Consider the following 11891-nt stretch of genomic DNA (forward strand, 5'->3'; position numbering starts at 1 on the left):
TGAGAATGCTTCTCCGGACAGTAGTGGATCAAGTCCGCAATGACAGCCAAACAGGCTGGCACCTCACGCAGTTTCCAAAGCTGGTGTCATGCCGGACTCGATCCGGCATCCACGGCGAAGCGGCCACGGCCGTCGAAGTCATGCATTGCGAATCGAGCCCGCAATGACAGGCTCATCAGTGCGCCTTCTCCCAGTTCTCGCCGATCCCGATTTCTGCCAGCAACGGCACCCGCAAATCCGCAACGCCCGCCATCAGACGAGGGACTTCACTGCGCACCCATTCCACTTCCGCCTCGGGCACTTCGAACACCAGTTCGTCGTGCACCTGCATGATCATCCGGGTGCTGCGCTGCTCGCGGTCGAGCACCTCCTGCACCTTGAGCATCGACAGCTTGATCAGGTCAGCGGCCGTCCCCTGCATGGGCGCATTGATCGCCTGGCGCTCAGCGCCGCCCCGGCGCGGGCCGTTGGGAGAATTGATCTCGGGCAGATACAGGCGCCTGCCGAACACCGTCTCCACGTAACCCTTGCTCTTGGCGGACAGGCGCGTCTCGTCCATGTAGTTCTTCACGCCCGGATACCGCTCGAAATAGCGCTGGATGTAGTTCTTGGCCGCCGCATTCTCGATACCCAGGTTGCGCGCCAGCCCGAAGCTGCTCATGCCGTAGATCAAGCCGAAGTTGATCACCTTGGCATAGCGCCGCTGCTCGCTGCTGACGGCATCGGTCGCTACGCCGAACACTTCTGCCGCCGTGGCGCGGTGCACGTCCATACCGTCCCGAAACGCCCGCAGCAAGGCTTCGTCTTCTGACAGGTGCGCCATGATGCGCAGCTCGATCTGGCTGTAATCGGCGCTGGCGATCTGGTGACCCGGCGCTGCCACGAATGCTTCGCGCACGCGCCGCCCCTCTGCCGTCTTGACCGGAATGTTCTGCAGGTTCGGGTCGTTGCTCGACAGGCGCCCCGTGATGGCAACGGCCTGCGCATAGTGCGTGTGCACGCGGCCGGTGCGGGGATGCGCCAGTTGAGCAAGCTTGTCGGTATAGGTGCCCTTGAGCTTGGACAGGCTGCGGTGCTCCAGCAGCTTGGCCGGCAGCGGGTAGTCTTCGGCGAGTTTTTCCAGCACTTCCTCATCGGTGCTCGGCACGCCGCTGGGCGTTTTCTTGACAACCGGCAAGCCGAGCTTGGTGAACAGGATCTCGCCGATCTGCTTGGGCGAGCCCAGGTTGAAGGGCTGCCCGCCGAGTTCGTGCGCTTCTTTTTCCAGCGCCACGATGCGCAGGCCCAGTTCGGCGCTTTGCTTTGCCAGCATGGGCCCGTCGATCAACACGCCGTTGCGCTCGATCCGGTAGAGCGCTTCGCTGCTTTTGATTTCCAGCTCGTAGATGAACGCGAGCTTCGCATCGGCCTTGAGCCTGGGCCATAGGGCCAGGTGCACATCGAACGTCTGGTCAGAGTCTTCGCATGAATACTCCGCCGCCTTGTCGATCGACACCTGCGAAAACGAAATCTGGTGCGCGCCCTTGCCCGTGATGGTTTCGTAGTCGATGCCGGTGCGTCCCAGATGCCGCTCGGCCAGGCTCGCAAGGCCATGCGGCTTGTGCACTTCGAGCACATAGCTTTGCAGCATCGTGTCGTGCGCATAGCCCTGCACTTCGATGCCGTGATTGGCAAAGACATGGCGGTCGTACTTGATGTGCTGGCCCAGCTTCTTTTTCTCGGGATTCTCAAGCCACGGCTTCATGCGCGCGAGCACTTCGTCGCGCGGCAACTGCTCGGGCGCATCGCCGTAGCTGTGCGCAAGCGGAACATAAGCCGCCTCGCCGGGCTTGACGCTGAACGACACGCCGACGATCTCGGCTCGCATTTCGTCCAGCGAGGTGGTTTCGGTATCGATGGCGGCCAGCTCTGCAGCATCGAGGCGCGCCATCCAGTCGTCGAACTGCGCCCAGGTGAAGATCGTGTCGTACTGCAGGTTGGCCGCTTTCGACAGCCCGGACAGGTCCGGTTCGTCAAACAGCCCCGGCGGCCGGGGGCCATCACCGACCTTCTTGCCGCTCTTGTGCTCCTCGATCAGTTCTGGCGGCACGTCGTGGGCTTCCAGCTGCTTGACCAGGCCCCTTAAGCCGTGCTTCTCATAGAAGACCTTGAGCGCCTCGGTGTCCTGCCCGTCTTTCACGGCAATGTCCTGCAGCGAAGGCAGGCCGGGGATGTAGTCGGTGAGGTCGCAATCCTTCTTGACGGTGAGCAGCTCGCGCCCCTTGGGAATCCAGTCGAGCGCCTTGCGCAGGTTCTCTCCGACGGCACCCTTCACTTCGCCCGCGCGCGCCACCAGCGCATCGAGCGAGCCGTATTCCAGCAGCAGTTTCACGGCAGTCTTGGGCCCGACCTTGTCAACGCCCGGCACGTTGTCCACCGAGTCGCCCACCAGCGTCTGGTAGTCCACCATCAGGCTGGGCGGTACGCCGAACTCGGCGGTGACGCCGGCCACATCCCGCTTGCGATCGTTCATCGTGTCGATGACCATCACGTTCTCATTCACCAGTTGCGACAGGTCCTTGTCGCCGCTGGAGATCACCGTGTCGTAGCCCTGTTCGGTCGCCATGCAGGCCAGCGTGCCGATCACGTCGTCGGCTTCAACGCCCGGCACATTCAGCACCTTCCAGCCAAGCAGGCGCACCACCTCATGGATCGGCTCGATCTGCGACCGCAGGTCAGGCGGCATGGGCGAACGGGTCGCCTTGTAGTCCGGGTACAGGTCATCGCGAAATGTCTTGCCGGGTGCGTCGAAGATGCACGCCACATAGTCGGCGCGAACGTCCTTGCGCAGCTTCTGCAGCATGTTGATCATGCCGCGTATGGCGCCGGTTGCCGGGCTGGTCGGGTCGCCCGGAACAGCCCTCAGATCGGGCATGGCGTGGAAGGCGCGGTAGAGGTAGCTGGAGCCGTCCACCAGCAGCACTACGGGGGGACGGCTGTCCGCCGTCTCGATTTCGGTCTGGGTCTGTGCTGGTGCGGTCATGGGGGTCGAGGCGGTCATGGGCGCATTTTGCCCGTCCTACAATGGCAGCCATGAACCGACCGCCTCCCCTGCTGACATCCGTGATGCTGGCATCTGCACTGCTCGCGCCCACCGCCTGGGCCCAGGTCGCACCAGCGGCCCCACTGGTCTCGGAGTCGCAGCCGCTGGAGGCCCGCAAGAACCAGAAAGTCGAGCGCATCCGCACCGAAGACGCGGCTGTGGTGATCGACGAAGTGCGCTATGCCGGCGAATCGCGCAGCATCACGGTGCAACCCAAGGGCGACCTGCCCGCCTATGAAATCCAGCCCACCGACATGGGTCGCAGCCGCCCCGCCGACAACCGCGACGGCATGAGCAACGCCAACGGCCGGCGCGTGTGGAACGTGTTCAGCTTCTAGGAAGTCGCAGTTGGCAGTCTTTACCGAAGTCTCGCAAGCCGAGGCGAGCAAACTGGCGCAGGCGCTGGCACTGGGTGACTTGCGCGAACTGCGCGGCATACAGGGCGGCATCGAAAACACCAACTACTTCCTGACGACCAGCCAGGGCGAGTACGTGCTGACGCTGTTCGAGCGGCTGTCGTTCGAGCAGCTGCCCTTCTACCTGCACCTCATGAAGCATCTGGCGCGCCACGGCATCCCGGTGCCCGACCCGCACGCGCTGCCCAAAAGCGCCACCGCCGACAACCCCGACGGCAAGCTGCTGCACACCGTCTGCGGCAAGCCGGCTGCGGTCGTGAACAAGCTTGCGGGCAAGAGCGAGCTCGCACCCGGCGTTTCGCACTGCGCCGCCGTGGGCGCGATGCTCGCGCGCATGCACCTGGCAGGGCGCGACTACAACCGCATGCAGCCCAACTTGCGCGGCCTTGCGTGGCTGAACTCGGTGGAGCCGCAGGTCCGGCCCCATGTAGACCCCGCGCAGGCTGCACTGCTTGCAACCGAACTCGCCTTCCAGAACCATGTCGCGGCAAGCCCCGCCTACGCCGCCCTGCCCCGCGGACCGATCCACGCCGACCTGTTTCGTGACAACGTGATGTTCGAAGACGGCGAGCTGACCGGCTTTTTCGACTTCTACTTTGCGGGCGTCGATACCTGGCTCTTTGACATTGCGGTTTGCCTGAACGACTGGTGCATTGACCTGGCCACCGGGCAGCATGACGAAGCTCGCGCCCGTGCGTTTGTCGATGCCTACCGAGGCGTGCGTCCGCTGGCCTCGGCGGAGCGGCAGCTGCTGCCGGCCATGCTGCGCGCGGGTGCGCTGCGCTTTTGGATGTCGCGCCTGTGGGATTTCCACCTGCCGCGCGAGGCATCCATGCTCCAGGCGCATGATCCCTCGCACTTCGAACGGGTTTTGCGCCATCGTGTGGCGCAGCCGGTGCGCTGCGAATGACCCGGCTTGCGGGCGCTGCGGGAGACTTCGGCGCCGGCACCCATCAGCCGCTGCGCAAATATTTGTAATGAACCTGCGTCCAAACCGACTTTCCCTGCGTACCTGTCCATGAAACTCAACATCGTTCCCGCACGCACAGGCATCCTATGGGTCAGGCAAGGCATACAGGCATTCATGAAGCAGCCGCTGGCACTCATCGGCCTGTTCTTCATCTACATGGCATTCGTTCCGCTGGTGTCGTGGATTCCACTGGTCGGGCCGCTGATCGCGATTGCGATTGCACCAGCGGCGACGCTGGGCTTCATGGCGGCCACGCGAGAGACGGTCAACGGAAAATTCCCCACGCCCATGGTCTTTGTCAGCGCGTTTCGCGCCGGGCGCGACCGGCTCCGGGCGATGCTGGTGCTGGGCGGCCTGTATGCCGGCTGCGTGGTGCTCATCATGCTGCTGGTGGGCCTCTTGGTCGACCTGCCCGCCACGCCCATGAAGATGGACGGCAAGACCATGCCGCCACCTGAATACTTCAACGCCATGATGCTGGTGCTGGCGTTCTACCTGCCGGTCTCGCTCATGTTCTGGCACGCGCCTGCGCTGGTGCACTGGCATGGTGTCTCGCCCGTCAAGAGCCTGTTCTTCAGCACCGTGGCGTGCCTGCGCAACTTCCGCGCGCTGACGCTGTTTGGTCTGACCTGGTTCCTGCTGGTCGTGGGCGCAGGGGTCTTCATCACCGCCCTGGGCAGCATCTTCGGCCGGCAGGACGTGGCCGGATGGGTGTTGGCGCCGTTCATCCTGCTGGTGCCCATCACCTTTTTCACTTCGCTCTATTTCACCTTTCGTGATAGCTTTGTCGCCGAGCCAGAGCCGACAGAACCACCCCCCGGAGAACCCACATGACCCAGCACATCCTGCAAGGCCGCACCGAAGACGAAGTGCTCTGGTACCAGCGCCGCAGCTTTCTCAAAGGTGCCGCTGCATGGACCACGATGGGCGGCTGGGGAGCGGCCGTCGCGCAGCAGCGCGGCAATATCGTCGATCTGCAGGGTGACGCGCTTTTGAACGGCCAGAGGCTCACCGCGCAACAGACCATCCAGACCGGCGACAGCGTCGAGACCGGACCGGGCTCGGGCCTGATCTTCGTGATTGGCAACACCTCGTTCATGGTGCGGCAGAACACGCGGATGACGGTCGATCGCGGCCCGACCCTGTTTGCCGTGAGCGTGCTGCGAATGGTGACGGGCGCCGTGGCCAGCGTGTGGGGACGCGGCACATCGCGCCAGATCGTCACGCCCACGCTCACCGCCGGTATCCGGGGCACGGGCGTATACACCGAGGTGCTCCCGCAACAGAATTTCCGCAGCTACTTCTGCAACTGCTACGGCACTGTCGCCTTGGGTGCCGGGCCGGACCGGGTGGTTTCGCAGGCCGAGTACCACCAGTCGTTCTGGGCCGAACCCGAAGCCCGCAACGGCCGCCTCCTGACGCCTGCACCGGCCCTGAACCACACCGACGAGGAACTGGAGTTCCTGGCGAAGCTCGTGAACCAGCGCACGACCTGGCAGATCACGGGCAAGAAGACTTCATCCCACAACGACGGCTACAAATAAGCCTGCCACCAGCGCCATGATCGACCGACGACGCTTTGCTTTTGCACCCTTGCTGACACTGGCCAGCGCCAGCATTTCCTTGCCGGTGCTCGCTCAGGGCGGCGCACCTGTCGAGGGCCAGCATTACCTCACGATGCAGCCCCGGCAACCGACGCGCGACCGCAAGCAGATCGAGGTCGTCGAGTTCTTTGCCTATGGTTGCTCGCACTGCAATTCTTTCGAGCCCGCGATCGATGCATGGCAAAAGGCCTTGCCCAGGGGCGTGCTGTTTCGCCGCATTCCGGTCGCCTTCCAGGAAGGCCCGCCGGTGCTGCACCAGAAGCTGTTTTTCGCGATCGAGGCGCTGGGCCTGGTCGACCAGCTCCACGCCAAGGTCTTCCATGCGATCCACGTCAGGCACGAGCACCTGCAGACGGCGCAGGAGATTTCCGCCTTCCTCACGAAGACCGGCGTGGACGCCGCCCCTGTCATGGCGGCCATGAGCGGCTTCGCGGTGGCGGGCAAGGTCAAGCAGGCGATGCTGCTGGCTGCGGGCTACGGCATCGAGGGGACGCCCTCCCTGGGCATCGACGGCCGTTGGCTCACCGATGGCTCCATGGCGGGAAGCAATTTACGATCGCTGGTGGTGGCCGATTACCTTGTGGCCCAGGCGCGCAAGGCGGGATAAAACCCCAGGGCGGGTTCATGCCCCGGGGCGGGCTCGTGCCCTAATCTTCGCGCAGGAAGTGCAGCATTTCCAGCATGGCCGCGCCGCCCGGTAACGGGTCGGCTTCCAGCAGGCGGATCCCTTCTTCCAGATTGGCCAATTGCAGGGCATCGCCTGAGACAAGGTCCTTGTGACCGCCATCGCTGCCGTGGCCCAAGGTCAAGGTGACCATCTTGTCGTTGATGTGAAGATGGGGCAGCACCTGCGGTCCCGGTATGAAGATGTCGGTGCCGATCACGATGCCGGCGGTGCGCCCGTCGCCCGCAGCCGCGCGAGCAATTCGCCGCGCCTCGTCGGTCACCGCTGAACGGTTGAGCCGGATCACCTCTGAACGTCCCGCCTGCGCTTCGATCCGCAGGCGAACACGGGTCGCTGGTAGCACTGGCGGCGCCCGACGATGCGCCAAAGCCCAGCCGTGCGGCGTCAAGTCGTCGTCCGGCACGCCGCCGCGCGCGTTGACCGCAAGGCGCACGGCCTGCACGTCAGACAGCAACAGTTTTTGCGCCGCCTCCAGTTGCCAGGTGTCCTGTTGCAGCCGCGCATCCGCGACGAGCTGGCGCACGGTCGGGAAGTCCATTCCAAGCGCGTCGAAGTACCGGTTGAGGATGTAGGGGTTGCCGCGCGCGTGATCGATCACGCCGTGCAGCATGCCGGCGGCGAGGGCCACGCCTTGGGGGTCCATCGCCGCGGACTGAATTTCCCGGGCGATAGACTTCAGCACGGCCGTGAGCGCTTCGCCAGTGGCATTGCCCAGCGCGGTTGCCGTGTCGAGCGCCGCCTGCTTGGGGCTCTTGTCGGTGTCCAACCCGTGCCCGCGATGCAGGGGCGCCGACGGGGTGACTGTTGGGTGCGCGATGCGTGGCACGTTCTCTACGGCACGTAGCGCACGCTGGTCCCGTGCAGGTCTTTTAGCACCGCCGCGTCGCGGCGCGACGTGCACGACCGGCGCACCGGGCTCATCGGCCAGGGGCGCGGGACCTTGCTTCACTCTTTTGCATAGCCGCAGCCGGCCCGCCAGGGCGCCTAAGATTGCGGTGATCCCCATCGCGCTCATCGCCCATCTGATTTCCTCCGGCGAAAAGAGATCTTCGTTGTCTGGAGCATTCGACAATCTCGACAGCGGTTCCTCGACGATCACCCGAGGCCCGAAGTCGCTCGCAAACTTCCTGAGATCGTCAATCGTTGAGCCCGGCGAAACCACGATCGCCGTGACCTCTGCGTGAAGCGGTACATGCGTCACGGCGAAACCCCTGCGCCGGAAGTGCGCGCTGAAATGCTCGATGTATTCGCGATTGACCCAGTCGCTCGTGACGATGGCTGCGGCCGGGAGGCGCGAGTCACGAAACAGGCGATAACGGTCACGCTGCGCCTGCTCAAGTTGCGGATCGGCGGGAACCTCATAGTCCGGCCCAACAGGAGGGGACTCGCGCTGGGAAAACGGCGAGTAGATTCGGTTGCGCCCGGTCACCACCTCGAAGATCATTTCAAACGGGGCGCTCATCACACCAGGCGCTTCGCCCTGCGGGAATGGCCTGGGACTTAGCGGTGATCGCGGAAAGGTCGACGCAGCATGCACTTGCAGATCGGGGTTCATCAGCAAGGCTGTGAACCTGACGGAAGGGGTGCTGCCCAGCTGATAGGCATTCTCACCAAACAGCCCCGTCATCATCGACGACAGGAAGCCAGGTCTGCGATCGGAGCGAAAGGCTTCGGGCAACGAAGTCTCCTGCGCCGGGATGGGCACGAGCAATGTCAGCGAACAGTTGGCTGCGGACACGCAGCCCTGCAGCGCCGCGGACAGGACTTCCGCGCCATATTGCGATTCGGTCAGGGACGGACGCGCAACATAGAACAACTCCACGCCGGCATCTTTCAACACCGGAATCAGGTCGTCCAGCAAACCCGTGGGGTTCGCAAGCGCGCGCCCAGTGCCGTTGACATGGACAGGCACCACACGGTTGGGTCGGGCACCTGATGCGGTGCCCAGCAGCGTGGCGAGAAACAGCAAGGTTTGCTTGATCGCGCCCAGGCCGGCAGACGGGGCGGGCCGGACGATACGCTGCGCCAGCGGAGCTATCGCCTCTTCATGCGGGCCAGACGCTGCGTGCAGGCCCGTGACGCGTGAGGTCGCAGGCGTCTCGCTGCGAACGCTGCGTTCGGGCGGAAGGTGGATATGAAGCGCCTGCGAATGGCCGCCTGAAACTGAGGAGGTGAGTGAAGGGATCGGCATGACCAATGCTAGGTAAGCACGTTCGACCACCGCACCAGACCAAAGAGTCAGCCATTCGTCTGGAATTCACGCGGATTGCAGCGTTTCCATATTTCCACTATTATAGAAATATGGAAGAAACAGAAGCCGTCGAAAGCCTTGCCGCATTGGCCCAGTCCATGCGCCTTCGCATCTTTCGCACGTTGGTCGTGGCAGGCCCCGAAGGCGAGACGCCGGGCCGCATCGGCGAGGCGCTCGAAGTACCGGGTGCCACGCTCTCGTTCCACCTCAAGGAGCTGCAGCGGGCAGGCCTGGTCTCGCAGGAGCGCGATGGCCGCAACCTGATCTACCGCGCCGATTTCGGGCAGATGAACGACCTGCTCGGCTACCTCACCGAGCACTGCTGTCAGGGCACTGCTTGCGAGCCTGCACCGGCCGTCTGCAAACCCCCTTCCCCCGCCCCCACCCGATCAACCCCCAGGAGCAAACCATGAAGCGTTTCCACGTCCATGTCCACGTCGAGGATCTCGACAAGAACATTGCCTTCTATTCGGCCATGTTCAACCAGCAGCCCGCGCGCACCGAAGGCGATTACGCCAAGTGGATGCTGCAGGACCCGCCGGTCAATTTCGCCATCTCCACACGCGGCAGCGGCGCCGGAGTCGATCACCTGGGCATACAGGTGGACAACGAGCAGGACCTGCAGGCACTCAAGGACAACGCCGCCAAAGCGGACTTGTCGGTGCAGGACGAAGGCAAGGTGAGCTGCTGCTACGCCCGCAGCGACAAGTACTGGGTGACCGATCCGCAAGGTATCGCGTGGGAGCAGTTCCACACGCTGACGGACATTCCGGTTTTCAGCGAGAAGCCTGAAGTGGCTCCTGAGCCTGCCGCAGCGAAGTCGTGCTGCGGTGGATCGGCCACGGCCACGGCCTCGGCCTCGACCGCGCCAACCCGAAAAGCCACATCCTGCTGCTAGAGGGCAACATGAGCCAACCCCTGAACGTGCTGTTTCTGTGCACGCACAACTCGGCGCGAAGCATCCTGGCGGAAGCGCTGCTCAACCACATCGGCGGCGATCGCTTCAAGGCGTTCTCGGCGGGCAGCAGCCCGCGCGAGAACCAGCAGCCCAATCCGCTGGCGCTGCAGGTCCTGGCCGATGCAGGCATCTCCACGGCGAGCCTGCGCAGCAAGAGCTGGGACGAGTTCGGCGCACCAGGCGCGCCCCACATGGACCTTGTCATCACGGTTTGCGACAACGCTGCGGGCGAGACTTGCCCGTTCTGGCCGGGCCGACCTGCCACGGCCCACTGGGGATATGCCGATCCTTCTGAAGCCAGGGGCAGCGATGACGAGCGGCGAGAAGCGTTTCGCCAGACGATGCTGGCCATCAAGCGGCGGCTGGACCTGCTGGTGAACCTGCCCCGCGAAAAACTTGCGCCCGCCGGATTGCAAACCGTCGCGCGCGAACTGGCCGCAGACGCCCGATGACCGCAGGGCAAGCGCGACGCCGCATCCTGGCGGAGTTCATCGGCACGGCCCTCCTGCTCGCTGCGGTGATCGGCTCTGGAATCATGGCCGAGCGGCTTGCGGGCGGCAATGTCGCCGTAGCCCTGCTGGCGAACACGCTTGCGACGGTCTTCATTCTCTATGTGCTGATCGAAACGCTGGGGCCGGTGAGCGGCGCGCACTTCAATCCGGTCGTGACCATGGTCCTGGCGTTGCGCAGCCGCGAATACACGCTGGTTGTGCCCTTCATCATTGCGCAACTCGCGGGCGCGGTGGCCGGAGCCGCACTGGCGAACGCGATGTTCGACCTGGAGGTGCTGCATGCCAGTGCCAAGGTGCGCAGTGGTGCGGGTATCTGGCTGGCCGAAGCCGTCGCGACTGCGGGCCTGATTTTCGTGATCCTGCGTTCGCCGGCAGGCAAGGCATCGGCCGTCGTGGCCTGCTATATCGGCGCGGCGTACTGGTTCACCTCGAGCACTTCGTTTGCCAACCCCGCCGCCGTGATGGGCCGGATGTTCAGTGACTCGTTCGCCGGAATTGCGCCAGCCAGCGCGCTGGCGTTTGTTGCGGCGCAGGTCGCAGGTGGCGCTGTTGGCGCACTGCTGGCGGCGTCCATCGAAGACCGGCCCTGAAGGCCGGGCCCGGCTTCAGTTCTTCGCCTTGTACTGCGCGATGGACTTCGCCAGGTCCTCGTATTCCTCGCAAGTCTTGTTGCCGCAGATCGCTTCAAGTTGCACCAGATGCTTTTCAGCTTCTGCGGGCTTCTTGTCCATCAGGTACGCCTCACCGATGTATTCGTGCGCGCCCTTGTGGCGCGGGTCGAGCTTGAGCGCCGTGCCGTAGTGCTCGAACGCCTTGGCCAGATCGGGCGTGGCGCGCTTGCGGTAGCTGTAACCCAGCAGGTTGTGGACGTCAGCGTTGCGCGGCTCTTCGCGCACAGCGATGTTCAGCTCGCTCATCGCCTTGTTCCAGTCCTTCGCATCGATCGCCTTGCGGGCAGCCGCCATGCGCTCGCCAACCGAAGGCGTCTTGACGCTGGGATTGCTGCCGGGGGTGTCGGCGGCGTGGGCAGCGACTGCCATCATTGAACTTGCAGCCCATGCAGCTGCGGCGAAAAAGCGAATCTTCATCTCTGGTCTCCGGTGAACGTGCTGGAAGCCAGTGTTGTCAATACAGTCGCTACGCGCAAGAGGACTGACGCGCAGAAGAGTCGCTGCGATCAGGCGCCGTCGCCGCTTCGCGGTGGATGCCGGATCAAGTCCGGCATGACAGCCGTATTGAGGCTGTCATTGCGGACTCGGCTCGGCATGACAGCCGAAGAGAGGATGTCATTGCGGACTTGGCTCGGCGTGACAGCCGAAGAGAGGCTGTCATTGCGGACTCGGCTCAGCGTGACAGCCGAAGAGAGGCTGTCATTGCGGACTCTTAAGAAACACCACTCAAGTGCTTGATTCG

General features: G+C 64.0%; 13 protein-coding genes. 9 read left to right on the top strand and 4 right to left on the bottom strand.

Translation table 11 applies throughout. The annotated features are described in order from the left end of the window. Positions 1–175: 175 nt before the first annotated feature. Entirely contained in the window at positions 176–3022 is a 2847-nt protein-coding gene (gene polA, locus AQ12_RS19405; RefSeq protein ID WP_048441629.1) for a DNA polymerase I, read from the bottom strand. A gap of 50 nt (positions 3023–3072) precedes the next feature. Between polA and AQ12_RS19410 the strand changes: the two genes are divergently transcribed. The 5 genes from AQ12_RS19410 to AQ12_RS19430 all read left to right on the top strand — a co-directional run bounded on the left by AQ12_RS19410 (position 3073) and on the right by AQ12_RS19430 (position 6679). Continuing rightward, positions 3073–3420 carry a hypothetical protein gene (locus AQ12_RS19410; RefSeq protein WP_238587771.1) on the top strand — a complete coding sequence of 116 codons (348 nt, stop codon included), beginning with the start codon at positions 3073–3075 and terminating at the stop codon, positions 3418–3420. A 10-nt stretch (positions 3421–3430) separates the two neighbouring features. Beyond that, on the top strand, positions 3431–4408 hold the full coding sequence (locus tag AQ12_RS19415) for a homoserine kinase (protein ID WP_048441620.1): 978 nt from the start codon (positions 3431–3433) through the stop codon (positions 4406–4408). 108 nt (positions 4409–4516) lie between these two features. Next, entirely contained in the window at positions 4517–5302 is a 786-nt protein-coding gene (locus AQ12_RS19420) for a BPSS1780 family membrane protein (protein WP_048441621.1), read from the top strand. Then, entirely contained in the window at positions 5299–6012 is a 714-nt protein-coding gene (locus AQ12_RS19425; RefSeq protein ID WP_048441622.1) for a hypothetical protein, read from the top strand. Before AQ12_RS19420 ends, AQ12_RS19425 begins: the two co-directional genes overlap by 4 nt. 16 nt (positions 6013–6028) lie before the next feature. Then, entirely contained in the window at positions 6029–6679 is a 651-nt protein-coding gene (locus AQ12_RS19430; protein WP_152682869.1) for a thiol:disulfide interchange protein DsbA/DsbL, read from the top strand. Positions 6680–6719: 40 nt separating this feature from the next. Here AQ12_RS19430 and AQ12_RS19435 read toward each other — a convergent pair whose 3' ends face one another. Beyond that, complete coding sequence (locus tag AQ12_RS19435; protein WP_152682870.1) at positions 6720–8726, bottom strand: hypothetical protein; 2007 nt, start codon at positions 8724–8726, stop codon at positions 6720–6722. 332 nt (positions 8727–9058) lie between these two features. Between AQ12_RS19435 and AQ12_RS19440 the strand changes: the two genes are divergently transcribed. From AQ12_RS19440 to AQ12_RS19455, 4 genes are read left to right on the top strand one after another with little or no spacing between them, the layout of a single operon-like run. Continuing rightward, positions 9059–9421 (top strand): helix-turn-helix transcriptional regulator, encoded by a 363-nt coding sequence (locus AQ12_RS19440; protein ID WP_048441624.1) that lies wholly within the window; start codon positions 9059–9061, stop codon positions 9419–9421. Further along, entirely contained in the window at positions 9418–9906 is a 489-nt protein-coding gene (locus AQ12_RS19445; RefSeq protein ID WP_048441625.1) for an ArsI/CadI family heavy metal resistance metalloenzyme, read from the top strand. The genes AQ12_RS19440 and AQ12_RS19445 overlap by 4 nt, the downstream gene beginning before the upstream one ends. Before the next feature lie 8 nt (positions 9907–9914). Next, positions 9915–10418: an arsenate reductase ArsC gene (locus AQ12_RS19450; protein ID WP_048441626.1), complete on the top strand. Its 504-nt coding sequence runs from the start codon at positions 9915–9917 to the stop codon at positions 10416–10418. Further along, entirely contained in the window at positions 10415–11068 is a 654-nt protein-coding gene (locus AQ12_RS19455) for an aquaporin (RefSeq protein ID WP_048441627.1), read from the top strand. The genes AQ12_RS19450 and AQ12_RS19455 overlap by 4 nt, the downstream gene beginning before the upstream one ends. A 15-nt stretch (positions 11069–11083) precedes the next feature. Here AQ12_RS19455 and AQ12_RS19460 read toward each other — a convergent pair whose 3' ends face one another. Together AQ12_RS19460 and AQ12_RS23380 are read right to left on the bottom strand one after the other, a co-directional pair. Continuing rightward, positions 11084–11566: a M48 family metallopeptidase gene (locus AQ12_RS19460; protein WP_048441628.1), complete on the bottom strand. Its 483-nt coding sequence runs from the start codon at positions 11564–11566 to the stop codon at positions 11084–11086. 89 nt (positions 11567–11655) lie between these two features. Then, on the bottom strand, positions 11656–11891 hold a 236-nt coding region (locus AQ12_RS23380), incomplete at its 5' end, for a hypothetical protein (protein WP_238587772.1).

This window comes from Caenimonas sp. SL110 (genome assembly GCF_001044395.1).
Lineage (GTDB): Bacteria > Pseudomonadota > Gammaproteobacteria > Burkholderiales > Burkholderiaceae_C > Ramlibacter.